Source organism: Craurococcus roseus (assembly GCF_039523795.1).
Classification (GTDB): domain Bacteria; phylum Pseudomonadota; class Alphaproteobacteria; order Acetobacterales; family Acetobacteraceae; genus Craurococcus; species Craurococcus roseus.
The window spans coordinates 61,862-86,723 of the sequence record NZ_BAAAFZ010000060.1; the positions used below are offsets into that span (position 1 = coordinate 61,862).

Sequence of the window (24,862 nt, forward strand, 5' to 3'; positions counted from 1 at the left end):
GCCCCTCCCGCGCCGGCTCTTCAGTGCTGGTGCGCCGAAGCCGCGCCGATGCCCGTCTCCGACCGCACGTACTGCGCGTCGTAGGAGGCGACCTCGTCCCGCGCCCGCTGGCTGGAATCGGCCTTGGACGCCATCCAGATCCCCACGAAGGCGATGGTCATGGAGAACAGCGCCGGGTTGTCGTAGGGGAACCAAGCCTCCCTGAAGCCGAAGGTCTGCACCCAGACCGCCTTGCTCAACACCACCATCATCACGGCGCTGACCAGGCCGGCGAACCCGCCCACCATGGCGCCGAAGGTGGTGCAGCCCTTCCACATCGTGCTCATCAGCAGGACGGGGAAGTTGCAGGAGGCCGCCACGGCGAAGGCCAGGCCCACCATGAAGGCGACGTTCTGGTTCTCGAACACGTAGCCCAGGACGATCGCCACGACGCCGATCACCACCGCGGTGATCTTGGAGATGTTGACCTCCTTCCGCTCGTTGGTGCGGCCGCGGGCGATGACCTCGGCGTAGAGGTCGTGGCTGACCGCCGAGGCGCCGGACAGCGTCAGCCCGGCCACCACGGCGAGGATGGTGGCGAAGGCCACCGCCGAGATGAAGCCGAGGAAGAGGCCGCCGCCCACGGCGTTGGCCAGGTGCACCGCCGCCATGTTGGTGCCGCCGATGAGGCCGGTGATCTTGTTGACCACGCCGCCCGCCCCCGCCGTGTAGTAGGACGGGTCGTTCATCAGGAAGGTGATGGCGCCGAAGCCGATGATGAAGGTCAAGATGTAGAAGTAGGCGATGAAGCCGGTGGCGTAGAACACGCTCTTCCGCGCGGCCTGCGCGTCGGACACGGTGAAGAAGCGCATCAGGATGTGCGGCAGGCCGGCGGTGCCGAACATCAGCGCCAAGCCGAGGGAGATGGTGGAAACGGGGTCGGACACCATCCCGCCCGGCGCCATGATGGCGTCGCCCTTCGGGTGGGTGCGCACCGCCTCGGAGAACATGGCCTCCGGGTTGAAGCCGAAGTTCCACAGCACGGCCAGCGCCATGAAGGTCGCGCCGCCCAGCAGCAGGCAGGCCTTGATGATCTGCACCCAGGTGGTGGCCTTCATGCCGCCGAAGGCGACGTAAACGATCATCAGCGCGCCGACGATGACGATCGCGTACAGGTAGTCCAGCCCGAACAGCAGCTCGATCAGCTTGCCCGCGCCCACCATCTGCGCGATCAGGTAGAAGGCGACCACGACCAGCGTGCCGGTCGCGGACAGGATGCGGATCTGCGTCTGGTCCAGCCGGAAGGAAGCGACGTCGGCGAAGGTGAACTTGCCGAGGTTGCGCAGCCGCTCGGCGATCAGGAACAGCACGATCGGCCAGCCCACCAGGAAGCCGATGGAGTAGAGCAGCCCGTCGAAGCCCGACGCGAAGACCAGGCCGGAGATGCCGAGGAAGCTCGCGGCCGACATGTAGTCGCCGGCGATGGCCAAGCCGTTCTGGAAGCCGGTGATGCCGCCGCCCGCCGCGTAGAAGTCCGCCGCCGACTTGCTGCCCTGCGCCGCCCGGTAGGTGATGTAGAGCGTGCCGAGCACGAAGGCGAAGAACATCACGATGGCCGCGGGGTTCAGCCCCTGCTTGCCGCCGCCCTCCACGGCGGGCGCCGCCAGCGCCGAGACGAGGAGGCCGCATGCCCCGATCATGGCCGTGGCGGCGAGCGGAAGGGAAAGCCTCCGCAGCATCAGACGATCTCCTTCGTCAGGTCGCGGGTGAGGTCGTCGAAGCGCGAATTGGCCCGCTGCACGTAGATGCCGGTGAGCAGGAAGGCCGAAACGATCACCGCCAGCCCGAGCACGATGCCGAGCGAGGTGACGCCCCCGCCGACCTTCACCGCCATCAGCCCCGGCGCGAAGGCCACCAGCAGGATGAAGCCGAGATAGATGGCGAGCATCGCCGCCGCCAAGGTCCAGGCGAAGCCGGACCGGGTGCGGACGAGTTCCTGGAATTTGGGGTTGCCCAATATGCGTTGATGGTCGCTTTGGACCATGGAAACGTCTCCCCGTCGTTGTCACTGGCGGGCTTCGCGGCCCGCTTCCCAAGCCGCGCGGAACGAAGCCGGCGGCACAGACCCATGCAGTAGGGTTTGTTCACAAACCTGCATAGATCGTCGTTGCCATCCTTCCGCAGCCGGCGCGACGGCGGCTGTCACGCGCGCGCGATCGGAGCCTCCTCGCGCGGCTTGCGACCGCTCCCCGGCCTTGCCACCCTGTCCGGCAACGAACCGGGTTCCGGGAGGCCCACCATGGACAGCAGCGCCAGCGGTGCCAGCGGCGGCTACGACGCGGTCTACGCCGCGTGGCGGCGCGACCCTGAGGCGTACTGGGCGGAGGCGGCGCGCGGCATCGCGTGGAGCGAGGCACCGCGCCGGGCCTTCGACCCCTCGCTCGGCGCCTACGGCCGTTGGTTCCCCGGCGGGCGCCTGAACACCTGCCACAACGCGCTCGACCGGCACGTCGCCGCCGGGCACGGCGACCGGCCGGCCCTGATCCACGACAGCCCGATGACCGGGAAGGTCGAGACGCTCACCTACGCCCGGATGCTGGAACGCACGGCGAAGCTCGCCGGCGCGCTGGCCGCGCTCGGCGTCGGCGCGGGCGACCGGGTCGTCGTCTACATGCCGATGGTGCCCGAAGCGGCGATCGCCATGCTGGCCTGCGCCCGCCTGGGCGCCGTGCACTCCGTGGTGTTCGGCGGCTTCGCGGCGGCGGAGTTGGCGGCGCGCATCGCCGATGCGCAGCCGAAGGTCGTGGTCGCCGCCTCCTGCGGGTTGGAGCCGGGCCGCGTGGTCGCCTACAAGCCGCTGCTCGACGCGGCCATCGCCATGTCGCCGCACAAGCCCGAAGCGTGCCTGATCCTGCAACGCCCCGAGCGGCCCTGCGACCTCCTGCCCGGCCGCGACCGCGACTTCCGCGAAGCGGAAGCCACCGCCCAACCGCACCCGTGCGTGCCGGTGGAGGCGACCGACCCGCTCTACATCCTCTACACCTCCGGCACGACGGGTAAGCCCAAGGGCATCGTGCGCGACACCGGCGGCCACGCGGTGGCGCTGCACCACTCCATGCGCCTCATCTACGGCCTCGGCGCCGGCGACGTGTTCTGGACCGCCTCGGATGTCGGCTGGGTGGTCGGGCACAGCTACATCGTCTATGCGCCGCTGCTCGCCGGCTGCACGAGCGTCCTCTACGAAGGCAAGCCGGTCGGCACGCCCGACGCCGGCGCCTTCTGGCGAGTCTGCGCCCAGCACGGCGTGAAGGTGCTGTTCACCGCGCCCACCGCGCTTCGCGCCATCAAGAAGGAGGACGCGGACGGCAAGCTCCTCCGCCAGCACGACCTGTCGAAGCTGGAAGCGCTCTACCTCGCGGGCGAGCGCTGCGACCCGGACACCGCGATCTGGGCCGGGAAGCTGCTCGGCAAGCCGGTGGTGGACCACTGGTGGCAGACGGAGACCGGCTGGCCCATCACCGCCGGCTTCCGCGGCCCCGGCCTGTTCCCGTTGAAGCCGGGCAGCGGCGGCAAACCCTCGCCGGGCTGGGACATCGTGGCGCTGGACGAGGACGGGAAGGAGAAGCCTCGCGGCGAGATCGGCAACCTCGCCGCCCGCCTGCCCTTGCCGCCCGCCGCGCTGCCCACGCTTTGGAACGCCGACGACCGCTTCCGCGAGTCCTACCTCCGCCGGTACCCCGGCTTCTACGACACCTCCGACGCCGGGATGGTGGACGAGGAAGGCTACGTCTGGGTGATGGGCCGCACGGACGACATCATCAACGTCGCCGGCCACCGCCTTTCCACCGGCGCGATGGAGGAGGTGCTGTCCAGCCACAAGGACGTCGCGGAATGCGCGGTGATCGGCGTCAAGGATGCCCTGAAGGGCCAAGCGCCGATGGGCTTGGTGGTGCTCAAGGCCGGCGTCCAGCGGGCGGAGGCGGAGATCGCCGCCGAGCTGGTGGCGCTGGTGCGCGAGCGCATCGGCCCCGTGGCCGCCTTCAAGGACGCGCGGGTGGTGCCGCGCCTGCCCAAGACCCGCAGCGGCAAGATCCTGCGCGCCACCATGCGCAGCATCGCCGACGGCGAAAACTACGCCGTGCCGCCCACCATCGACGACCCGGCGATCCTGGAGGAGATGGAAGGCGCGCTCAGGCCGTGACGACGTTCGGCCCCGAAAGGCCAAGGCGGGCGCAGACGTTGCGCGTGTCCACCACCAACGGCACGGCGGACACCAGCGCCGCGTAGTCCACCCCGTCGTGGTCGGCGGCGATCAGCGCCGCGTCGAAGCCGCGCAGCGCCCCCGCCGACAAGGCGGGGACGCCCCGGCGCCCCGCGAGGGCCGGGTGTTCCGGCAGCCGCGGCAGCTCGGGCACCAACGGGTCGAAGTACGCGGCTTCGGCGCCGGCGGCTTCCAGCATCTCCATCAGCCGCAGCCCGGGGCTCTCCCGCGCGTCCGCGAGGTTGCGCTTGTAGCCGACGCCGAGCACCAGCACGCGGCGCCCCGCGAGCCCCCGGCGCCCGCGCGCCGCCAGCGCTTCGCCCAAGCGGCGGAGCACGTGGCGCGGCATTTCGTCGTTGATGGCGCAGGCGAGGTCGAGGAGGCGCGTCTCCACCCCACGCTCCCGCGCGCGCCACGCGAGGTAGTGCGGGTCCACCGGGATGCAGTGCCCGCCCGGCCCCGGGCCCGGCCAGAACGGCATGTAGCCGAAGGGCTTGGTCGCCGCCGCCTCCGTCACCGCCCAAGGGTCGATGCCCATGGCGCCGAAGGCCAGCTTCAGCTCGTTGGCCAACGCGATGTTCACCGCGCGGAACACGTTCTCCGCCAGCTTCGCCGCCTCGGCCGTCTCCAGGTCCGCCACGGGCACGGCGCGGCGGACCACGGCGCCGTAGAGCATGAGCGCCACGCGCAGGGACGCCGCGTCGGCGCCGGCCACCAGCTTCGGGATGTCGGCGGTCCCGAACTCCGCGTTGCCTGGGTCTTCGCGCTCCGGCGAATAGGCCAGGAAGACGTCGCGCCCGCAGCGCAGGCCGGTGGACTCCAGCAAGGGCAGCAACCGCTCCCGTGTGGTGCCGGGCCAGGTGGTGGACTCCAGCACGACGAGCTGGCCGGGCCGCAAGCGCCGCGCCGCCTGCGCCGCCGCCGCCTCCACGCAGGAAAGGTCCGGCCGCCGGTCCGGCCCGAGCGGCGTCGGCACGCAGATCAGCACCGCGTCCGCCCTTGAGAGGTCGTCCTCGCCGCCCGGGCGGAAGCTCCCGTCACGGAGCGCCCGCTCGAGCGCTTCGGCGGGCACGTGCCGCAACGGGCTGTCGCCGGCGGAGAGCCGGGCGAGGCGCGCCGGGTCGCTGTCGAGGCCGACCGTCCGGAAACCCGCCTTCGCCGCCGCCAGCGCCAAGGGCAGGCCGACATGGCCCAGCCCGACCACCGCCACCGTGGCCGTCCGCGCGGCCAAGCGGCGCGCCAGCCCCGCCGCGGCGGATCGGTCGGGTACAGGCGGCGCGGCCGCTGCCGCCACGGAGTCGAGCATGGCGCGCGAGGTAGCAAGCGCGCGCGACGGAGGTCAACCTGAGATAGTGAAACCGAACTGCATTTCTCGCATGGCGCGCTCGCGCCGCGCTGGACAGCCGGACCGTCCGCACAATAGGAAGACCCGGCATTTCGGACGCCGGGCATTCTCTGGATGAAGTTCCTCGTCACCGGCAGCGCCGGCTTCATTGGCTTCCACCTGTGCCGGCGGCTGCTGCGGGACGGGCACGCGGTGGCCGGCCTCGACGCGATGGTGCCCTACTACGACGTTCGTTTGAAGGAGGCGCGGCACGCCATCCTCGCCGAACACGCCGCGTTCCGCCCGCGCCTCGTGGACCTGGCCGACGCCGACGCGCTCCGCGCCGCCGTGGACGCGGAAGAACCGGAGGCGGTGCTGCACCTCGCCGCGCAGGCCGGGGTGCGGTACGCGCTGGAGAACCCCGACAGCTACGTCCGCAGCAACATCACGGGCACCCACAACCTGCTGGAAGCGTGCCGCCGGCACCCGGTGCGGCACCTGCTGTTCGCCTCCACCTCCTCGGCCTATGGCGCCAACGCCTCCATGCCGTTCCGCGAGACGGACGCGGCGGCGACGCCCCTCAACATCTACGCCGCGAGCAAGCTCGCCGCCGAGCACCTCTGCCATTCCCACGCGCACCTGTGGAAGCGGCCGGTCACGGCCTTCCGCTTCTTCACCGTCTACGGCCCCTGGGGCCGGCCGGACATGGCGCCCTGGCGCTTCACCGAGGCGGTGCTGCGCGGCGAGCCCATCGCCGTCCACAACCACGGCCGCATGGAGCGCGACTTCACCTACGTGGACGACCTGGTGGAAGCCGTCGCCCGCTTGGTGGACGCCGTGCCCGAGGCCGGCCGGCGCGTCGCCGAGTGCGACTCGGTCAGCCCGGCCGCGCCCTTCCGCGTGGTGAACATCGGCAACGCCAACCCCGTGCCGCTGCTCGGCTTCATCGCAGAGGTCGAGCGCGCCACCGGGCGCCCGGCCAGGCGCGAGATGCGCGAGATGCACCCCGGCGAGGTGGTGAAGACCTGGGCCGACACCTCCCTGTTGGCGGCGCTGACCGGTTACCGGCCTTCCACGCCCATCGGCCGCGGCGTAGACGCCTTCGTCGCGTGGTTCCGCGACCACCACCGCATCTGAGGACCCGATGAGCGGCCAGCTCCGATTCCTGACCGGCTACGAGCAGTTGGTGAAGAACCTGCTCAAGAGCCTGCCCGAGGACGACGCGGCGGCGCAGGCCGTGGGCGGCAGCTTCGAGTACTACGGCGTGCTGGAGCACGCGCTGCTGCGGGGCGAGGGCCTGCGCGACGGCTCGACGGTCATCGACGTCGGCTGCGGCTCCGGCCGGCTCGCCACCAAGCTCGCCCGCTACCCGAAGCTGCGCTACCTCGGCCTCGACGTGGTGCCGGAGCTGCTGGACTACGCGCGCCGCAAGGCGGGCCGGCTGGACTTCCGGTTCGAGAAGGTGGACGCGGTGCGGCTGCCCTTCGACGCGCTTGCGGCCGACTTCTGCGTCTTCTTCTCGGTCTTCACCCACATCCTGCCGGAAGAATCCTACGTCTACCTGGAGGAGGCGCACCGGGTGCTGAAGCCGGGCGGCAAGGCGGTGTTCTCCTTCCTGGAGCACGCCTCCGCCGCGAGCAAGCCGGTGTTCGACGCGAACCTGGCCTGGGTGCGGGAGCGGCACATGGCCGGCCACCTCAACACCTTCCTGCACCGCGCCGACCTCCGCCTCTGGGCGGGGCGCATCGGCTTCGAGGTCGCCGCCCTGCACCTGGGCGAGTCGAAGTTCATCGAGGTGGACGCGGACTGCGCCGCGCCCCCCGCCGTCGCCGAGGGCCTGTACGCCCTCGGCCAGTCCGTCTGCGTGCTGCGGAAGCGCGGCGGCTGACAGGCCGCCGCCGCGCCGCGACCGCCCCCGGCTAGAGCCGGAGGTCGGTCGCCCCGTCGAAGGTCGCGAGCGACTCCCCGACGAGGTAGAGGTTGTCGCCGCCGCCGAACGCGATCACCAGGTCGCTGCCGTACTCGAAGATCGTCGGCGCGAAGTTCGGGTCGGCCGCGGCGTAGGCGGTGGCGTCGATGACGTCCACGCCGCTCTCGAAGCCGAAGATGGCGTCGTAGCCGTCGCCGTCGCTGTAGACGATGTAGTCCGCCCCCGCGCCGCCGGTGACAGTGTCGTTGCCGTCGGCGCCGAAGAAGGTGTCGTCGCCGGTGCCGCCCGACAACCAGTTCGCGGCGGCGTCGCCGACGAGGGAGTCGTTGGCGAAGCTGCCGATGACCGCCTCGATCGAGTTGAGGGTCGTGCCGGTGCCGGCCTCGGTGCCGGCGCCCAGGTCCACGACCACCGACCCGGCCGCGCCGCCGAAGTCGGCCAGGTCGAAGCCGGCGCCGCCCGCGATCGTGTCGGGCCCGAAGCCGGCGGCGATGGTGTCGTCGCCCGCGCCGCCCGTGACGGAGTCGGCGCCGAGGCCGCCGAAGAAGTAACCGTCTTCGTCCGCGCCCGTGATCGTGTCGGCCGCCGCCGTGCCGATCACCGCCTCGATGCCCGTGAGCGTGTCGGACACGCCCGCGCCGGCGGCCGTGCCCGCGGCCAGGTCAACCACCACCGGCCCCGCCAGCCAGTCGTACCGCAGCACGTCGTCGCCCGCGCCGCCGTCGATGGCGTTGGCGCCCTCGCCGCCGATCAGGGTGTCGGACGCGTCGAACCCGTGGATCGTGTCGTTCCCGCCGCGGCCGTCCAGCCAGTTGGGGTTCTCGTCGCCGTCGATGAGGTCGTCGAAGCCGCTGCCGACCACGCCCTCGATCGACAACAGCACGGAGCCGGTGCTGGATTCGACGCCGGTATCAAGGTTGAGCGACACGCCGGCCGTGGCCGAGGTGAAGTCCACGAAGTCCACGCCGTCGCCGCCGTCCAGCGTGTCGGCGCCCTGGCCGCCCACGACAGTGTCGTTGCCGCCGCCGCCGGAAACGTCGTCGTCGCCGGCGCCGCCCTGCAGGTGGTTGGCCGCCGTGTCGCCGGCGATGGTGTCGGCGAAGCCGCTGCCGACCAGGTGCTCCACGCCGAGCAGCGTGTCCGTCCCGCCCTCGTGGGTGACGACGCCGGTCGCCAGGCTGGCCTGGATGCCGGCCGTGGAGGACCAGCGGTAATCGGCGACGTCCGCGCCCTCGCCGCCGTCGAGCCGGTTGTCGCCCGTGCCGCCGAGCAGCGTGTCCCCGCCGCCCAGGCCGAGGATCGTGTCGTTCCCGCCGCGGCCCTCGAGCCAGGTCCACTGGCCGTCGCCGGTGATCGAGTCGGCGCCGGAGCCGCCCAGCACCGCCTCGATGGCCGACAGCGTGCTGCCGGTCGCGGTTTCCGTCCCCGCGCCGAGGTCCAGCACCAGGTCGGCCGTGGCGGCGGAGAAGTCGGCGGTGTCGAAGCCGTCCTCGCCGAAGATCTCGTCCGCGCCCTGGCCGGAGACGAGCGTGTCGTTGCCCGCGCCGCCGAACAGGTCGTCGTCCCCGCCGCCGCCGAAGAGGAAGTTGAAGCCGGCGTCGCCGACGAGGGTGTCGTTCTCCGCGCCGCCGATCACGTGCTCGATGTTGGACAGCGCGTCCGCCGCCGCCGGCTCGGCCGCCAGCGGGTCGTCCGCCTCGGCGAAGCCGTCCGCCAGGTTGACCAGCACGGCGCCGGTGGACCAGTCGTAGCGCAGGATGTCCTGGCCGGCGCCGCCGTCGATCGTGTTGGCGCCGCGGCCGCCGATCAGCGTGTCGGAGCCGTCGCGGCCGTTGATGCTGTCGTCGCCGCCGCGCGCCTCCAGCCAGTTGGCGTTGGCGTCGCCCGCCAGCGCGTCGTCGCCCGCGCCGCCCGTCACGGCCTCGATGGACAGGAGGGCCGCGTTGGTGACGGCCCGCTCGACGCCCTGCTCGAGGTCCACGTCGAGGTCGCCGGAGACGGCGGTGAAGTCGGCCGTGTCGAACCCGGCGCCGCCGTCCAGCACGTCCCTGCCCTGGCCGGCGAAGAGCGTGTCGCTGCCGCCGAGGCCCGAGAGGCTGTCGTCGCCGCCGGCGCCGGCCAGGGCGTTGCCGGCGCCGTCGCCGATGATGGTGTCGTTGCCCGCGCCGCCGGTCGCGTCCTCGATGTTCAGGAGCGCGTCCACCGCGGCCGGCAGGGGGCCCGAGGGGTCGTCGACCTCGGCTGTACCGTCGGCGAGGTTGATGAGCGCCGCCCCGGTGGCCCAGCCGTAGTCGGCGGTGTCGCGGCCCGCGCCGCCGTCCAGGACGTTGCCGCCGCGTCCGCCGGCCAAGGTGTCGTCGCCCCCGGCGCCGTCCAGGCTGTCGTCGCCGTCGCGGCCGTCCAGCCGGTTGGCCGCGGCGTCGCCCGCGATGGCGTCGTCGCCGCCGGCGCCGTTCACCGCTTCGATGGAGACGAGGTCCGCGTTGGTGACGGCGGTCTCGGTCCCCGCCGCGAGGTCGACGTCGAGGTCGCCCGGCGTGCCGGCGAAGTCCGCCGTGTCGAAGCCGGCGCCGCCGTCCAGCGAGTCTCTGCCGCCGCTGCCGATGAGGGTGTCGTCGCCGTCGAACCCGAGGATGGTGTCGTCGGCGGAACTGCCCGTCAGGGTGTCGGGGCCACTGCTTCCTGGAATAACCGGCATGTAATGCGTCTCCGAGAACGCCCGCGCTGAGCGAGGCTTGCCTGCGGCGGGGCGTGGCCGCGTCGGCGGCCGAACCCCGTTTGAGGCGATTTATCAACTTTTGGTAGATCACACACTAGTTTTCTTTTGCGTTTCCGATGAGCTGTCTGGCTGGTCGTGCCGGAAGCACCGCGCAGGATCGGTATACGGTATTGTAAGAAAATGTCGCCAGGAACGCGCAAAGTTTGACCGCAAAACAACTTCTAGTTAACAAACATCCTTGAGCGGGCGGCCCACGCCCAAAACGTCTCGGGGTACGCAGGATGTCTGATTTCGCATCGATCATGGGCGGGTCGCCCGACAGCCTATTAGGCCAAACCGTCGGGCTCACCGACGTCGCCCCGAACTGGGACGCCTACTATTCCATCCAATCCGAAAACGTCTTCCTGGACCGCTTCGGCAGCGCCGGCGACAGCATCGTCGACGCCAGCGGCAGCCTGGGCGGCGCCCGCATCGAAGTCGGCAGCGGGTCCGACACCGTCACCGGCGGCGGCGGCGGAGACTCGGTCTGGGCCGGCGCCGGCACGGACACCGTGGACGGCGGCGACGGCAACAACACCATCTCGGGCGCGGCCGGCGACGACCTGATCGTCAGCGGGGCCGGCAATGACAGCCTCAGCGGCGGCGAGGGCATGGACACCATCCGCGCCGGCGCCGGCAACGACCACGTCACGGGCGGCTCCGGCAACGACTCGCTCCGCGGCGAGGCCGGCGAGGACAGCCTCTTCGGCGGTTCGGGCGACGACTTCCTCCACGGCCAGGACGGCGCCGACATGCTGGTCGGCGGCTCCGGCGGCGACGAGCTGATGGGCGGCGCCGGCGACGACACGCTCTTCGGCGGCACGGGCGCGGACGTCTTCGCCTTCGACGACGGCTTCGGCCGGGACGTCATCAGCGACTTCGGCAACGGCGACCAGATCAACCTGGCCGCGAACCTCAACGGGACCGGCATCGCCACCGCCCAGGACTTGGTCACTATGGGCATGGTGTCCGGCGGCACCACCGCCGCCGGCACCAAGTTCACCGTCATCACCATCGGCACCGACACGATCCGGCTCGAGAAGGTCGACCACAACGACTTCATCAACCAGATCGGCACGCACGTCCAAGTGGGTTAACCAACGGTTAAGGAATGCCCGCTACGCGTCCAGAGGACGAAGGAGCATCCTGCACTGCCCATCCTCGAAGACACGGTGGCGCCCGCTGACGGCGCCACTTTTTCGTTCCAGGCAGGCTTGGTCTCCCTGTCGGACGGAATCGTCCTCCTCGGCGTGGAAGACCCGGCCGGTCGCCTCGACCCCGCCCGGGTCGTCGCCTCCGGCGAGACGGGGCCGATCCGCCCGCCCTTCTCCTGGCACCGGGTCCGGACCCGCGGCGGCGCAGTCCTCCTCCTGATCGCCCACGCCCAGGCGCCGCTCGCCGCTGGCGCCGTGCTCCGGCTGGCGCAGGACGGCGACGGCGAGTCGACGACGCCCGCCGCCACGGCCTCCATCGCCGCGCGGGACGGCATCGCGGCCCTGCTGGGCACCACGGAGCCGGCCGCCCTGCTGGCCGCCCTCCGCTTCGTGTCCTCCAAGGCCCTCGGCACCTTGCGCCGCGCCGACGACGCCGGCCTGGCCCGGCACTGCCACCGCCTCGCTGCGGCGCTGCTCGACCCGGCGCGCGCCGCGCGCCCGGTCGCGCGGGCCGGCGAAGAATTGGTGCTCTGGAGCCTGCCCGACGACGGCCCGCCGGCGCGGCGCACGGCGCCGCAGCACACGCTGCTCGGCCCCGCGCGCCTCCACCGCGCCCCGCTGGCGGCGGGCCGCGCCGTCCTCCTCCCCGCGCGCCACGCGGCGACGGCCGGGACCATCCTGCTGCCCGCCGACGGCGGCGGGCCCGTCCGCCTCCTGCCGCCGCCCCCCGCCCCGTTGCCCAGCCTCACCGACCTCGGCCGCCGGACGGAACCGCAAGCCCGCGCCCTCCACGCCGACGCTCTGGCCGCGCTCGCCGCCGGGGACGACGCGGCGCGGCGCCTGCTCCGGGACCTGCGCTTGGTCGGCGGGGGCGAGCCGGCGCGGGCCTGCGCGGCGCCGGAGCACCCCTTCGGCGGCGCCCTCGACATGGCGGTCGCCGACGGCGAGGGCGGCGTCTTCCTCCGCGGATGGCTGCGCGATCCGCTCGGCCTCGTCGCCGGCCTGACCCTGCGCGGCCCCGCCGGCGGCGGCGATCGACCGCTGCCCTTGGACGCGCTCCACCGCTTCGCCCGGCCCGACCTGACCGACACCTACGCGGACGCGCCGCACGGCGGCGCCGGGCGCGAGCCCGGCTTCGCCGTCCATCTGCCCGACGCCGGCGGCCCGTGCACGGGCGGGCAGTGGAGCCTGCGCCTGCGCCTCACCACGGGCGACACCGCGCATCTGGTCGCCCCCCCGGGCCCGGCGCAGCCCCGCGCGGCGCGCGACGCCGTGCTCGCCGCCGTGGCGCCCAAGCACCTCACCCAGGCCCTGATGCGCGGCTGCATCGCCCCCGCGACCGGGCGCCTCCACCGCGCGGCGATGGCGCTGCGCGGCGCGCCGGAGGAGGTGCGGATCGGCGGAGGAGGCCCCGCGCGGCCGCAAGCGGCCCTGGTTGTGCCGCTCTACCGCAACCTGCGCTTCCTGCGGCACCAGTACGCCGCCTTCGCGCGCGACCCGTCGCTGCGCGAAACGGCGGAGCTGGTCTACGTGCTGGACTCGCCGGAGCAGCGCGAGGACGTGGAGCACATGCTGCGCGGCCTCCACGCCGTTTGCGGCATGCCGCTCACGCTGGTCGTCCAGGCCGCGAACCACGGCTACGCCAGCGCCTGCAACGCCGGCGCGGCCGCCGCCACGGCGCCCGTGCTGGCCCTGGTGAACTCGGACGTAGTGCCGGCCGCGCGCGGCTGGCTGCGGCCGCTGCTGCGCGAACTGGACCGGCTCTCGACCGGTGGCCGCCCGGCCGCGGTCGGGCCGAAGCTGCTGTTCGACGACGGCTCGCTCCAGCACGCCGGCCTGTTCTTCGAGGCCGGGCCCGGCGGCGAGTGGTACAACAACCATTATTGGAAGGGCTACCCGCGCTTCCACCCGCCGGCGCAGGCCGCCCGCCCCGTGCCCGGCGTCACCGGCGCGCTGCTCTGCCTGCGGCGGGACGCCTTCGAGGCCCTCGGCGGCGTCTGCACCGACTACGTGGTCGGCGACTACGAGGATTCGGACCTCTGCCTCCGGCTGCGCGCCGCCGGCGGCGAGATCGCCTACATGCCCGAAGCGGAGCTGTACCACTTCGAGCGGCAGTCCATCCGCGAGCACGGCGGCTACGCCCGCACCGCGGCCTGCGCCTACAACCGGCACCTGCACCACGCGCGCTGGGCGCCGGCGATCGAGGCGCTGATGGCGCGCTTCCCCGACGCCCCTTCCACCCTGGCGGCTTGAGGCGCGGCGGCACCGATGCGCATCCTCCACCTCTGCCACAACCACCCCGACCTCCAGCCCGGCGGCTCCGAGGTGCTGGCGCGCGGCCTGTTCCGCGAGCTGCGCGACCGGCACGGCGCCGAGGGCCTGTTCCTCGCCGCCGTCACCGCCGCGCACCGGCAGCGCCGCCCCGGCACGCTGCTGCAAGCGGTCGGCGGCGCCGCGGACGAGATGCTGGTCTGGCTCGGCCACTTCGACCGTTTCGCCCTGTCCCAACCGGACACTTACGGCCTCGCCGCCACCCTCGCGCCGCTGGTGGCGTCCGTGGACCCCGACATCGTCCACTTCCACCACCTGCTCCAATTCGGCGCCGAGGCTGTGGACGCCATCCGCCGGGCCGCGCCCCGCGCGCGGCTGGTCTTCACCGCGCACGACTTCTTCCCGATCTGCCCGCAGGAAGGCCAGCTCCTCACCACGGACGGGCGCCTCTGCCGCGGCCCCTCGCCGGACGCCTGCCGGCGCTGCTTCCCCGGCAAGCCCGCCGAGGACTTCGTCATGCGCGACCTCCAGATGCGGGACGTTTTGTCCGATTTCGACCGCATCCTGCTCCCCAGCGAGTTCGCCCGCGGCCGCTACCTCGCCGCCGGCTACCCGGCGGAGCGCCTGGCCCTCATGCCGAACGGCATCGCCTGCGACGGCCCCGCGGCCCCGCGCCGCCGCCCCGCCGCGCCGGATGGCCGGCGCGACCGCTTCGGCTTCTTCGGCCACATCAACCGCTTCAAGGGCGGCATGGTCCTCCTGGAAGCCTCCCGCATTTTGTCCGAAGACGGCACCGCCCACCGCCTCACCCTCCACGGCGGCACCGCGTACCAGCCGGACGCCTTCCTGGAACGGTTCAACGCCGCGCTGGAAGCCGCGCCGATGGCCCGCCACCACGGCCCGTATACCGGGGCCGACCTCGGCGGGCTGATGGCCGAGGTCGATTGGGTGGTGGTGCCCTCGGTGTGGTGGGAGAACGCGCCCCTGGTGATCCTGGAGGCGTTCCGGCACGGCCGGCCCGTCATTTGCGGCAACGCCGGCGGCATGGCCGAGATGGTGCGCGACGGGATGGACGGGCTGCACGCGCCCATCGGCGACCCGGCCGGGCTCGCGGCCGTGCTGCGCCGCGCCGCGGAGCGGCCGGAGCTGTGGGACCGTTTGGCATCCGGAATCCTGCCCCCGAAAACCATCGCACAGGTAGCAGAAGACCATATATCGCTCTATCAAGAGCTTCTGGACCGAAGCGTCCCGGGGAGCCGCGCACCGGCCGAAGCGGCGGTGGCGGCCTGAAACCGGCACGCCGGCGCGCTGGAGGACGAGCGACGACATGACCCAGCCAGGGCAGAACACCCGGCCGGCCGAGGCGCCGACCGCCGCCGCCGTTGCCGAGCCGGTGACGACGCCTTCGGTGGCGCGCCCGGGCATCCGGGCGCTGATCGACAACGCCACCGCCGACCGCCTCTACGGCTGGGCGTGGAACTCGGCAGAGCCGGACCGGCGCCTCGCGGTCGAGCTGCGCCTCGCCGACGAAACGGTCGCCGCCACGACGGCGGACCTCGCCCGCCCCGACCTCGCCGGCAACGGCATCGGCGACGGCTGCCACGCCTTCGAATTCGCGCTGAAGCGCGAATGGATCGCCCGCCGCGGCGAGCTCTCGGCCGTGGTGCGCTGCGAGGACGGCTCGGAGGTCCCGGTCGCCGTCCGCGTGCGCCGACCCGACGACGCGCAGGTCTCCACCCGCCTCCAGCGCGCGGTGGAGGGCCTCACCGCCGAGCAGGCGGCGCTGCGGAAGGAGTTGGCGGCGCGGCCGGACGCGGCCGCGGCCCTGGAACAGCGGCTCGGCCAGCTCGAACTGTGGGTCGCCCGCCTGGACGCGCGGCTCGGCGAGGGCGCCGACGCGCCGGCGAAGGCGGGCGGCGGGTTCGACCCGTGGCAGGTGGCGCTGGCGGCGGTGCTGGCCGGCGCGGCCAGCGCGGCGCTGGCCCTCGCCGTCGCGCACGGCTTGGGCTGAACGGAATGGCCGAGCCGGCGACGGCGGCGGGGCGCGGGGCCGGGTCGCCGCTCCAAGCCGCGATCGAGGACGTGCTGCGGGCGGCGTCCGGCTGGCTGTGGCTGGTGCTCGCCATGGGCGTCGTCGGCCTGCTGCTCACCTACGGGCTGATGCAGGCGAAGATGCACATCGTGGGCGACGTCGCCCTCACCCGGAGCTGGGACTCGCTGCGCTCGGTCGCGGCCTTCTGGATGGTCGTCGCCGCCATGTCGGTGGCGTTGAAGTGCTTCCAAGACGCCGCCGTGGCCGCCGTGTCGGGCTACGCCGCGCGGCGGCTCGCGGTTCCGGCGGTGCTCGCCACCGCGCAGCGGCCGGGCCGGCCGGAAACCCTGGCGAGCGGCGCGGTCGGCGACATCGAGACGCTCCGCACCTCGCTCGCCGGCCCGGTCAGCGCGGCGGTGGTGGACCTCCTCACCACGCCGCTGCTCGTCGCGCTCGCCTTCACGCTGCATTGGGCGTACGGCGCCGTTTGCGTGTTCTTCTGCATCGCCGCCGGCGTCCTGAGCCTGCTGGCGGCCCGCGCCGCCGGCCGCGCCGCGCGCCTCGGCGGCGACGCGAAGATGCGCGCCTACGGCTTGGCCGCGGACGCCATGCGCTCCGGCGAGGCGGTGCTGGCCATGGGCATGCTGCCCCGCCTGGCGCGGCAGTGGACCGCGGTGGGCACGGAAGCGGCGGGCGAGGCCTGGCTGGCCGAGCGGCTGGCGGCGCGGCTGCGCTCCCTCATGGAACTGGTGCTCGGCCTGTTCCGCGGCGCGGTCCTGATGACCGGCTCGGCGTTGATGCTGGCGGGCGCCAGCGTGCCGGCGGTGCTGGCGGGCGCCCTGTTCCTCCTGTATCGCGTGACCGCCCCCTTCGTCGGCATCGGCGCCCACGCGCGCGACTTCGCGGAGGGCATGGCGGCGTGGCGGCGGCTGCGGGCGCTCGCCGAGGGCAGCGCCGTCCCGCCGCCGGGCATTGCCTTCCCCTGCCACGAAGGCCGGCTGGTGGCGGAACGCCTGGCCTACGGCTTCGGCGGCCCGTCGCCGCCGCTGCTGCGCGGCGCGGACTTGGCGGTGAAACCGGGCGAGGTCGTCGCCCTGGTCGGCGCGTCGGGCAGCGGCAAGTCCACGCTGCTGCGGCTGCTGCTCGGCACCATGAAGCCGATGGCCGGCGGCGCCTACCTCGACGGCCACGCGACGCACCAGTGGGACCGCCGCGCGCTCGCCCGGCACATCGGCTTCCTGCCGCAGGACCACCTGCTGTCGCGCGGCACCGCGGCCGAGGTGATCGCCCGCCTGGAGGAGCCCGACATGGCCCTGGTCCTCGACGCCGCACGCCGCGCCGGCGCGCACGAGGCCATCGTGGCGCTGCCGCAGGGCTACGCGACGCCCCTCGCCGGTTCCTCCTGGCAGCTTTCCATGGGCCAGCGCCAGCGCATCGCCCTCGCCCGCGCGCTTTACGGCCGCCCGCGGGTGCTGCTGCTCGACGAGCTGGCCGGCTCGGTGGACGCGGAAGGCGAGGCGGAGATCGCGGCGCTGCTGGGCGCCCTGCGCGAGGAAGGCTGCGCGGTGGTGTTCACCACCCACCGGCCGGGCCTGCTGGCCGCGGCCGACCGGGTGCTGGCGCTGCGCAACGGCACGCTGGCGCCGGCGGCCCCGGCGTTGGGCGGAAACGCCGCGGCGACGCGGACGCCGCCCGGCTTGGACGCGCCCGCGAGGCGGATCACGGCATGAGCGCCGCCGCCGCCGCTTCCACGTCCGACGCCCCGATGGGCGCCGCGTCCGTCCCCGGCGCCGTGCCCCGTTTGCGGGACGCCGGGGTCACGCCGCTCTTCGTCGCCACGGCCTTGGCGCTGACCCTCGGCGCGCAGCTCGGCACGATCGGCTTCACGCTCACGATGATGCACGTCACGGACGGCGTGGCGGAAGCGCGCAACCCGGACACCTTGACGGGCTTCGCGCTCGTGCTCCTGCTGCTGGTCGTCCTGTCGGCCGCCTACAACCACCTGCGCGGCGCCATGCTCCGCGCCGCGGCCGAACGGTTCGGCCTCCGCTTGCAGGCGGTGGCGCTGCAAGCGGCCATCCGCAACGCCGTGCGGACCGACCCCGGCGGCGGCCTCGCGGTGGTGCAGGACATCCACCGGGTGCGCGGCTTCCTGGCCGGCGGCGCGCTCGTGGCCGGGCTGGAGCTGGTCTCCGCCTTCGTCGCCCTCGCCATGCTCTTCGTCCTGGACACGGGGCTCGGGCTGATCGGCACGGCCGGCGTGGCGCTCGCCGTCCTGCTCGGCTTCACCATGCACCGCGCCACCGCCCGCCCGGTCGCCGAAGCGCGCGAGCGGACGCACGAGACCGCCGCCGAACTCGGCGGCCAGCTCGTCCACCCGGACCTGTCGCGGGGCATCGGCCTCCTGCCCGCGACCATGCTGCGCTGGCGCGGCCGCTACGAGGAAGCGCTGCGCTGCCAGGCTCGGTCGCAGGGCCGCGTGGGGGCGTTGCTCGGGTTGGAAGCGATGCTGGCGGACGTGCTGGAGCTGTCCGCGCAGGTCTTCGCCTGCTGGCTGATCTTCGAGCGCGGCGGCACGCTCGGCCTGTTGATGGGGGCGTACCTGTTCACCGGCGCCGCCATGCGACCTTTCACCGCGCTGTTCCGTTCCTGGGAAGCCTGGGCGTTCTCCATCCAGTCCTGGCGCCGGCTGCGCACGACGCTGCGCCGCGACGGCGCCGCGCCCGCCCTGCCGCCCGACCCGGACGCGCCGCGCGGCCTTTCCGTCGAAGCGGTCGGCTTCCACCCGCCGGGCCGCGAGCGGCCGGTCCTCGACGGCGTTTCGCTCCATCTCGCGCCGGGCACGGTCGCGCTGGTGGAAGGGCCGAACGGCGTCGGCAAGAGCACGCTGCTCCGCCTCGTGCTGGGGCTGATGCCGCCCACCGCCGGCCGGGTGCTGCTCGAGGGCCAGGACACCTGGTTCTGCGACCGCTCCGCGCTCGGCGCCCGCCTCGGCTACCTGCCGCAGGACGTGCAACTGCTGGACGGCAGCGTGTTCGACAACATCGGTCGCGGCCCCGGCGCGCCGGCCGAGGCGGTGGTGGCCGCCGCCCGCGCCGCCGGGGCGCACGAGATGATCGGCCGCTTGCCCATGGGCTACCAGACGCCCGCGGGCGCCTCGTCCGGCCTCTCCGCCGGGCAGCGCCGCCTGATCGGCCTCGCCCGCGCCCTCTACGGCGACCCGGCCCTGCTGGTGCTGGACGAGCCGGAATTGGGCCTCGACGGCGCGGCCCGGGGCGCCATGCGCGCCGCGGTGGAAGCGGTGCGGCGCCGCGGCGGCGTGGCGCTGGTGGTGACGCACGAGCCGGCCAACTGGCTCGCCGAGGCCGACCTGCGCCTGCGACTCGCGCCCGGCGGCGCGTGGCGGGTGCGGCCGGCGTCGGCGGAGCCGGACGCGGCGGAGGAGGACAGCCTTGCAGCAACTGGTTGAACGGCGGCGGCCGGAGCGGGCCCCCGTCCCGCCGGAGCCCGTGGAAAGCCTGGAAGCGCAGCTCGAAGCCTCCATCCGCACGCCGCCCGTGGGGCGCATGGTGCGCGCGGCCCTGCTCACCCTCGGCCTCAGCCTGGCGCCGCTGGCCTGCTGGGCCACCATGACCACCATGGAGCGCGCGGTGATCGCCGGCGGGCAGCTCGTGCCGGAGGGGCGGCGCAAATCCGTCAACCTGCTGGAGCCGGGCATCCTCCGCCGCCTGGAGGTGCGCGAAGGGCAGGTGGTGCGCGCGGGCCAGACCCTCTTCCAGCTCGACGTGACGCAGGCCGAGGCCGCCGCTGGCCAAGCCCGCGCGCAGGTCTGGAGCGGGCGCGCGCGCCTCGCGCGGCTCAAGGCGGAGGCGGCGGAGGAGCGCGCCTTCGCCGTCCCGCCCGACCTCGCGCGCGAAGCAGCGGCCGACCCGGCGGTGCGGACCTTCGTGGAGGCCGAACGCGCGCTCTTCGCCGCGCGCTGGAGCGCCTTCGACGGCCAGGTGGCGGTGCAGGAGCGGCAGGTCTCCCAGTTCCAGGAGCAGGTCGCGGGCGTCCGGGCGCAGCGCGACGCGGCGCAGTCTCAGATCCGCTCCACGCGCGACCAGATCTCCTCCCTCAGCCAGCTCCTGAAGGACGGCTTCGCGTCGCGCTTCCGCGTGCTGGAATTGCAGCGCATGGAGGAGGGCTACCGCGCGGCCTTCGGCCAGGCGCAGTCGCAGGAGATGCAGCTCCGCGAGGCGGTCGCCCAGGCGCAGCGCCAGCTTTCCGCCCTCCGCCTCAACCGCCTTTCCGAGGTCGCCACCGACACGCAATCGACGGAAGCGACGGTCGCGGCGGCGGAGCAGCAACTGCGCGCGGCGGCGGACGTGCTGGCGCGGCGCGAGGTGGTGGCGCCCGAGGACGGCAAGGTGACGAACATCCGCTCGTTCACCCCCGGCGCCAGCATCTCCGCCGGCGAGCCGGTGCTGGACCTCGTCCCGGCGCACGACCGCTTCGTGGCGGAGGCGCACGTGCAGCCCACCGACATCGAGCAGGTGGAGGTCGGGCAGCGGGTGAACGTGCGCCTCTCCTCCTACCGGATGCGGACGCTGCCGCTGGTGCCGGGCCGCGTCATCCAGGTGGCGGCGGACGCGCAGACCACGCAGAGCGGCCAAGCCTTCTACGTGGTGCGCGCGGAGCTGGACCTCGACGCGATCGGCCCCGCCGCCGAGGGCCTCGCGCTCAGCGCCGGCATGCCGACCGAGGTCTACGTGCTGGGCGAGCGGCGCACGCCCTTCGACTACATCTGGTCGCCGCTCCGCAACTCGGCGCGGCGGACCTTCAGGGACTGAGGGCGGCGTAGAGGACGATGCGGCCCCAGCCGGTCGCTCGGCCGCTCCCAACCGACGAGCGGGATCGCGTGCTGTCGGATGACTTGTGGAGGGTCGGGCGGGAGAAGAGCATCGGCTATCTGCCGCTCTACACGGTCCGCGACGTCTTGGGTGCCGATGCCGAAGTCCTTGCCGCAGAAGCGGCGTCGAGAGGGCTTTCCGCGCTGCGGCTCGGTCCTTGCGAATGCTGCATCAAGAGCGGTGCGCTCTACGTCTTCGACCGCCGTGGTCTGGCGGCGCTTCTGGCAAGCGCAAACGACGTGCTCACGGGCGCTGGATGGCCGGTAAAGCCCGAAGCGTTTGCGCGCGCCGTCGCGTCGGATTGGGTCGAACCGGACGATCCTGTCCTGCCGGTCATTCGCCGGGCCTTCGGTGACGCGCTCGGCGGGTGATCGCGGGACAGATCGCGGTGCGGGCCCGCCCGGCAGGACTGCCGGCGCGAGGCTCCTGTTGCCGTTGGGCTTCCGCCTGAGCACCAAGCGCCGGGGCGTCGCCCGGCATCCAGGAGGCGCGGCGAGTTCGGCGCCGGCGCGCCCCGCATCCGCGCGATCCGATGAACGGCCTGGAGCCCAAGTCGTTACAAGGCGAGACCTCGGGCCGGATTAGGGCCGGGGCGCAACGAACACGGAGGACACAGGGATGAGCGGTTTCCTTTCCGGCCGGGGCGGCGGCGGCTTGGCCGGTGGACTTTCGGGCGGCGTGAAGTTGGCGGCGGTGGGGCTGCTGGTCCACCAGCTCATGAAGCACGCGCAAGGCGAAAGGGCCGGCGGCGGCGCCGCGCCCGCCCGCGGCGAGGAGCCGACCACCGGGGGCGGGCTCGGGGGCATCCTGGGCGGGCTCTTCGGCGGCGGAGGAACCCCGGCGGCTTCGGCCGGCGGCGGTTCCGCGGGCGCCGGCGGGCTGGGCGCGCTGCTGGGCGGCGGCGGCCTCGGCGGGCTGCTCGGCGGCCTGGGCGGGATGCTCGGCGGCATGCGGGACAAGGGCCTGGGGCACCACGTGGACTCCTGGGTGTCGCCCGGCGCCAACCAGCCCGTGTCGGCGCGGGAGATCGAGGCCGCGTTCGATCCGCAGGAACTCGACGAAGCCGCGCGCCGGGCCGGGACCGACAAGGAAAGCCTGCTCAACGAGCTGAGCCGCCTCCTGCCCCAGTTCGTGGACCGCGCCACCCCGCGCGGCCAAGTGCCGCAGCGGGAAGAGGATTTGGGCGGCGGCGGGTTCGGCGGCCTGCTGGGGTCCTTGTTCGGCGGCGACGGGGACCGCCAGCCGGGCGGCCCCGCCGGCTCGGGGGGCCCTTACACCCGGCCGCGCTGACCGGGCGGGGCGGCGGAGGAGGGCGGCGCTCCAGCGGGGCCGCCCGCCGCGCCGGCCAGACAGCGCCGCAGCACCAGGGCGTCGGCGCCGTCCGAGTAGTAGCGTCGGCGCCGCCCCACCTCGGCGAAGCCTTCCCGCGCGTAGAGCGCCAGCGCCGGCGCGTTGCCCGCCGCCACCTCCAGGAACATCGCGCCCGCGTCCCGCGCCCGCGCCGCCGCCAGCGCGCCCCGCAGCAGCGCCGCGCCGTGGCCCCGCCGCCGCGCGTCCGGGACGACGCCGAAGGTGAGGATCTCCGCCTCGTCCGCGGCCATGCGGGCGAGCACCAAGCCCGCCCCTTCCCGCCACAGGCCGAAGGCGCCCGGCAAGGCGAGCAGCATCTCGATGGTGCCCGCGCCCCAGGCCAGCGCCGGCGGGAAGGCCGCTGCGTGCAGCGCCGCCAACGCCGGCGCGTCGGCCACCGAAGCGTCGCGCTGCGGGGTCACGCCGGTTCCGACGCCCCCGCGGAGGGGGGCCGGCGCACCGCGGGCGGTTCTGCGTAGAGCGGCCGCGCGGGCAGCGGCGGCAACCGCCCGGCGAGGCGGAGTTCCGCCACGAAGGCGGCTTCGGCGGCGTCCGGCCGGCGCACGGCCGAGAGCAGCGCGTCCACCCCGCCGCGCGCCGCCAAGCGCCCGGCCACCGCCTCGGCGGCGTCGCCGGCCACCGACACGCGCCCGCCCTCGGCCGGCGGCAACTCGTCCAGGTCGAAGAGCTCGGGCGGCGCGGCGGAGGGGCCGCCCCCGCCGCCGTTCCGCGCCGGGAAACGCTCCAGCACCACCCGGCCGCGGCGCGCGTCCACCGCCGCCCACACGGCGCGGCCCGCGCGCTCGTCCGGCGGGATGGCGGCAAACAGGGCCTCGCCCGTGGTCACGCCGATCACCGGCAGGCCGGCGCCGAGCGCGATGCCGTGCGCCAGCGCCAGGGCGGCGCGCAGCCCGGTGAAGCCGCCCGGCCCCACCACGGCCGCCACCGCGTCGAGGTCCGCGGCGCGCAGCCCGGCCTCGGCCAGCACGGCGGCCGCCATGGGCGGCAGCGCGGCGGCGTGGCCGCGGTCCCCTTCGCGCGAACGACGCGCGAGCGGCTTGCCGTCGCCCCGGAGGGCCACGGAACACCACGACAGCGAAGCGTCGAGCGCGAGGATGAACACGGGACGTTTTCCGCGGGGGCCGCTGTGGCCGCCTCTTTCCGGGATCGTATCTCCCATCGCCGCAACAATTCTAGCGCGGAAACCGTGCGCGCGGACACGTCACGGCGCGATCTCCACCATCACCGGAACGTGGTCCGACGCCCGCTCCCAGCCGCGCGCCGCCTTCAGCACCTCGTGCCGGACCAGCCCGCCCGCGAGGTCGCCGCTGACCCAGACGTGGTCCAGCCGGCGCCCGCGGTCGGACGCCTCCCAGTCGCGCGCGCGGTAGGACCACCACGTGTAGAGCTTGCGGTCGGCCGGCACGAAGTACCGCAGCGCGTCGTGCCACGCCCCGGCGCGTTGCCAACGCCCCAGCGCCTCCACCTCGACGGGCGTGTGCGACACCACGTCGAGCATCTGGCGGTGGCTCCAGACGTCGTGCTCCAGCGGCGCGATGTTGAGGTCGCCCACCAGCACGCTCCGCCGCGCCGGGCCGCGCGCCGCGTTCCACGCCGCGGCCTCCGACACGAAGTCGAGCTTGTGCGCGAATTTCGGGTTGGCGTCGCGGTCCGGCACGTCGCCGCCCGCGGGGACGTAGAAATTGTGCAGCTCGATCGGCCCGCCCGGCGCGTCGAGGTCCACGCCCAGGTGGCGGCAATCGCCCTTGCCGCACCAGTCCGGGTCGTCGTGGCGCACCTCGAAAGGCAGGCGCGAGAGCACCGCGACGCCGTTGTAGCCCTTCATCCCCCGGTGCGCGACGTGCGGGAAGCCGAAGGCGCGCAGGTCCTCCATCGGGAACAGCTCGTCCGGGCACTTCGTCTCTTGCAGGCACAGCACGTCCGGATCGAGCGCGCGCACCAGCTCCGCCAGCAACGGCCGGCGCAGGCGGACGGAGTTTATGTTCCAGGTGGCGACGCGGATCGGCTTCCGCGCCGCCGCCGTCTTGGCTTTTCGCACGCGAAGGGCGTCAAACGATGCGGCAGCGCACCCCGCCGACGCCTTCGACAGTGCCCTCCAGCAGGTCGCCGCGCTTCACCGCCGCCACGCCCTCAGGCGTGCCCGTCATGATGAGGTCGCCCGGCGCCAGCCGCACGAGGTGCGACAGGTTGGAGATCACCTCCGGCACGCTCCAGATCAGCTTGGACAGGTCGGAGGTCTGCCGCACCTCGCCGTTGACGCGCAGCTCGATCTTGCCGCGCGAGGGGTCCACGCCCTTGGCCGGCACCAGCTCGCCCATGGGCGCGGAGAAGTCGAAGCCCTTGCCCATGTCCCACGGGCGGCCGGTCTTCTTCGCCTCGTTCTGCAGGTCGCGCCGCGTCATGTCCAAGCCGGCGCAGTAGCCCCAGACGTGCTTCAACGCTTCCGCAACGGGGATGTCCGAACCGGCCGAGCCGATGGCGACCACCAATTCCATCTCGTGGTGCAGCGAAGACGTGGCCGGCGGGTAGGGCATGTCCGCGTCGAGCACCACCACCGCGTCGGCGGGCTTGGTGAAGTAGAAGGGCGGCTCTCGCGTCGGGTCGCTGCCCATCTCGATCGCGTGCTCGGCGTAGTTGCGCCCGACGCAGAAGACCCGCCGCACCGGGAACATCTGCGCGCTGCCGCGGATCGGCAGGGCGGCGGGGACCGGCGGCGCGATGACGTAATCGGACATGGTCGGGACGGACTCCTCGGGGCCGCGCCGGGGCCGGCGCGCGTGCCGCCGGCCTTAGCCCGTGGCCGCCCCGAGTGGAACCTCCCGCGGCGGCGCGGCCCGCCTCAAGGCCCCCTTGGCGTTTCGCCCAACGCCCCGTCCACCGCGCGGTCGAA

At 73.8% G+C, this 24,862-nt stretch carries 20 protein-coding genes; 12 read left to right on the forward strand and 8 right to left on the reverse strand.

Annotated features, from left to right (window positions below; all coding sequences use genetic code 11):
* Nucleotides 1-20: 20 nt before the first annotated feature.
* Together ABD067_RS18375 and ABD067_RS18380 are read right to left on the reverse strand one after the other, a co-directional pair.
* Entirely contained in the window at nt 21-1,718 is a 1,698-nt protein-coding gene (locus tag ABD067_RS18375; RefSeq protein ID WP_343896824.1) for a cation acetate symporter, read from the reverse strand.
* Nucleotides 1,718-2,023, reverse strand: coding sequence for a DUF485 domain-containing protein (locus ABD067_RS18380; RefSeq protein WP_343896825.1), 306 nt, complete (start codon nt 2,021-2,023; stop codon nt 1,718-1,720). Before ABD067_RS18380 ends, ABD067_RS18375 begins: the two co-directional genes overlap by 1 nt.
* A gap of 255 nt (nt 2,024-2,278) precedes the next feature.
* Between ABD067_RS18380 and ABD067_RS18385 the strand changes: the two genes are divergently transcribed.
* On the forward strand, nt 2,279-4,180 hold the full coding sequence (locus ABD067_RS18385; protein ID WP_343896826.1) for an AMP-binding protein: 1,902 nt from the start codon (nt 2,279-2,281) through the stop codon (nt 4,178-4,180).
* On the opposite strand, the gene ABD067_RS18390 is transcribed toward ABD067_RS18385, so the two are convergent.
* On the reverse strand, nt 4,170-5,546 hold the full coding sequence (locus tag ABD067_RS18390) for a nucleotide sugar dehydrogenase (protein WP_343896827.1): 1,377 nt from the start codon (nt 5,544-5,546) through the stop codon (nt 4,170-4,172). The genes ABD067_RS18385 and ABD067_RS18390 overlap by 11 nt on opposite strands.
* A gap of 153 nt (nt 5,547-5,699) precedes the next feature.
* Here ABD067_RS18390 and ABD067_RS18395 point away from each other — a divergent pair, with 153 nt between their 5' ends.
* Together ABD067_RS18395 and ABD067_RS18400 are read left to right on the forward strand one after the other, a co-directional pair.
* Entirely contained in the window at nt 5,700-6,701 is a 1,002-nt protein-coding gene (locus ABD067_RS18395) for an NAD-dependent epimerase/dehydratase family protein (RefSeq protein ID WP_343896828.1), read from the forward strand.
* Nucleotides 6,702-6,708: 7 nt separating this feature from the next.
* On the forward strand, nt 6,709-7,452 hold the full coding sequence (locus ABD067_RS18400) for a class I SAM-dependent methyltransferase (RefSeq protein WP_343896829.1): 744 nt from the start codon (nt 6,709-6,711) through the stop codon (nt 7,450-7,452).
* A gap of 31 nt (nt 7,453-7,483) precedes the next feature.
* Here the strand turns inward: ABD067_RS18400 and ABD067_RS18405 are convergent, their stop codons facing one another.
* Complete coding sequence (locus ABD067_RS18405; protein WP_343896830.1) at nt 7,484-10,192, reverse strand: beta strand repeat-containing protein; 2,709 nt, start codon at nt 10,190-10,192, stop codon at nt 7,484-7,486.
* A gap of 302 nt (nt 10,193-10,494) precedes the next feature.
* Between ABD067_RS18405 and ABD067_RS18410 the strand changes: the two genes are divergently transcribed.
* The 9 genes from ABD067_RS18410 (at nt 10,495) to ABD067_RS18450 (ending at nt 21,891) form a co-directional block, all read left to right on the forward strand.
* Complete coding sequence (locus ABD067_RS18410) at nt 10,495-11,349, forward strand: calcium-binding protein (RefSeq protein WP_343896831.1); 855 nt, start codon at nt 10,495-10,497, stop codon at nt 11,347-11,349.
* A 75-nt stretch (nt 11,350-11,424) separates the two neighbouring features.
* Nucleotides 11,425-13,659 (forward strand): glycosyltransferase, encoded by a 2,235-nt coding sequence (locus ABD067_RS18415; protein WP_343896832.1) that lies wholly within the window; start codon nt 11,425-11,427, stop codon nt 13,657-13,659.
* A 15-nt stretch (nt 13,660-13,674) separates the two neighbouring features.
* Nucleotides 13,675-14,967 (forward strand): glycosyltransferase family 4 protein, encoded by a 1,293-nt coding sequence (locus ABD067_RS18420; RefSeq protein WP_343896833.1) that lies wholly within the window; start codon nt 13,675-13,677, stop codon nt 14,965-14,967.
* 37 nt (nt 14,968-15,004) lie between these two features.
* The gene (locus ABD067_RS18425; protein ID WP_343896834.1) at nt 15,005-15,688 is read left to right on the forward strand and encodes a hypothetical protein; all 684 of its coding nucleotides are present in this window, start codon (nt 15,005-15,007) and stop codon (nt 15,686-15,688) included.
* Nucleotides 15,689-15,693: 5 nt separating this feature from the next.
* On the forward strand, nt 15,694-17,439 hold the full coding sequence (locus ABD067_RS18430) for an ATP-binding cassette domain-containing protein (RefSeq protein ID WP_343896835.1): 1,746 nt from the start codon (nt 15,694-15,696) through the stop codon (nt 17,437-17,439).
* Complete coding sequence (locus ABD067_RS18435) at nt 17,436-19,178, forward strand: ATP-binding cassette domain-containing protein (protein ID WP_343896836.1); 1,743 nt, start codon at nt 17,436-17,438, stop codon at nt 19,176-19,178. The genes ABD067_RS18430 and ABD067_RS18435 overlap by 4 nt, the downstream gene beginning before the upstream one ends.
* Entirely contained in the window at nt 19,162-20,541 is a 1,380-nt protein-coding gene (locus ABD067_RS18440; protein WP_343896837.1) for an HlyD family type I secretion periplasmic adaptor subunit, read from the forward strand. Before ABD067_RS18435 ends, ABD067_RS18440 begins: the two co-directional genes overlap by 17 nt.
* Before the next feature lie 68 nt (nt 20,542-20,609).
* Nucleotides 20,610-20,972 carry a hypothetical protein gene (locus tag ABD067_RS18445; protein ID WP_343896838.1) on the forward strand — a complete coding sequence of 121 codons (363 nt, stop codon included), beginning with the start codon at nt 20,610-20,612 and terminating at the stop codon, nt 20,970-20,972.
* Nucleotides 20,973-21,219: 247 nt separating this feature from the next.
* Nucleotides 21,220-21,891, forward strand: a complete 672-nt coding sequence (locus ABD067_RS18450) for a YidB family protein (protein ID WP_343896839.1) — start codon at nt 21,220-21,222, stop codon at nt 21,889-21,891.
* Here the strand turns inward: ABD067_RS18450 and ABD067_RS18455 are convergent.
* From ABD067_RS18455 to ABD067_RS18470, 4 genes are all read right to left on the reverse strand, one after another.
* A complete protein-coding gene (locus ABD067_RS18455; RefSeq protein WP_343896840.1) occupies nt 21,873-22,373 on the reverse strand; it encodes a GNAT family N-acetyltransferase in 501 nt (166 codons plus the stop codon). The genes ABD067_RS18450 and ABD067_RS18455 overlap by 19 nt on opposite strands.
* On the reverse strand, nt 22,370-23,074 hold the full coding sequence (gene tsaB, locus ABD067_RS18460; protein ID WP_343896841.1) for a tRNA (adenosine(37)-N6)-threonylcarbamoyltransferase complex dimerization subunit type 1 TsaB: 705 nt from the start codon (nt 23,072-23,074) through the stop codon (nt 22,370-22,372). Before tsaB ends, ABD067_RS18455 begins: the two co-directional genes overlap by 4 nt.
* 99 nt (nt 23,075-23,173) lie before the next feature.
* On the reverse strand, nt 23,174-24,010 hold the full coding sequence (locus tag ABD067_RS18465; protein ID WP_343896842.1) for an exodeoxyribonuclease III: 837 nt from the start codon (nt 24,008-24,010) through the stop codon (nt 23,174-23,176).
* A 10-nt stretch (nt 24,011-24,020) separates the two neighbouring features.
* A complete protein-coding gene (locus tag ABD067_RS18470) occupies nt 24,021-24,707 on the reverse strand; it encodes a fumarylacetoacetate hydrolase family protein (protein WP_343896843.1) in 687 nt (228 codons plus the stop codon).
* Nucleotides 24,708-24,862 lie beyond the last annotated feature (155 nt).

Excerpts from the sequence above, each read along its gene's own strand:
- ABD067_RS18470 (WP_343896843.1), bottom strand. The coding sequence starts at position 24,707 with ATGTCCGATTACGTCATCGCGCCGCCGGTCCCCGCCGCCCTGCCGATC.
- ABD067_RS18425 (WP_343896834.1), top strand. The coding sequence starts at position 15,005 with ATGACCCAGCCAGGGCAGAACACCCGGCCGGCCGAGGCGCCGACCGCC.
- ABD067_RS18430 (WP_343896835.1), top strand. The coding sequence starts at position 15,694 with ATGGCCGAGCCGGCGACGGCGGCGGGGCGCGGGGCCGGGTCGCCGCTC.
- ABD067_RS18385 (WP_343896826.1), top strand. The coding sequence starts at position 2,279 with ATGGACAGCAGCGCCAGCGGTGCCAGCGGCGGCTACGACGCGGTCTAC.
- ABD067_RS18450 (WP_343896839.1), top strand. The coding sequence starts at position 21,220 with ATGAGCGGTTTCCTTTCCGGCCGGGGCGGCGGCGGCTTGGCCGGTGGA.
- ABD067_RS18420 (WP_343896833.1), top strand. The coding sequence starts at position 13,675 with ATGCGCATCCTCCACCTCTGCCACAACCACCCCGACCTCCAGCCCGGC.
- ABD067_RS18410 (WP_343896831.1), top strand. The coding sequence starts at position 10,495 with ATGTCTGATTTCGCATCGATCATGGGCGGGTCGCCCGACAGCCTATTA.
- ABD067_RS18380 (WP_343896825.1), bottom strand. The coding sequence starts at position 2,023 with ATGGTCCAAAGCGACCATCAACGCATATTGGGCAACCCCAAATTCCAG.
- ABD067_RS18375 (WP_343896824.1), bottom strand. The coding sequence starts at position 1,718 with ATGCTGCGGAGGCTTTCCCTTCCGCTCGCCGCCACGGCCATGATCGGG.
- ABD067_RS18435 (WP_343896836.1), top strand. The coding sequence starts at position 17,436 with ATGAGCGCCGCCGCCGCCGCTTCCACGTCCGACGCCCCGATGGGCGCC.
- ABD067_RS18405 (WP_343896830.1), bottom strand. The coding sequence starts at position 10,192 with ATGCCGGTTATTCCAGGAAGCAGTGGCCCCGACACCCTGACGGGCAGT.
- ABD067_RS18400 (WP_343896829.1), top strand. The coding sequence starts at position 6,709 with ATGAGCGGCCAGCTCCGATTCCTGACCGGCTACGAGCAGTTGGTGAAG.
- ABD067_RS18395 (WP_343896828.1), top strand. The coding sequence starts at position 5,700 with ATGAAGTTCCTCGTCACCGGCAGCGCCGGCTTCATTGGCTTCCACCTG.
- ABD067_RS18390 (WP_343896827.1), bottom strand. The coding sequence starts at position 5,546 with ATGCTCGACTCCGTGGCGGCAGCGGCCGCGCCGCCTGTACCCGACCGA.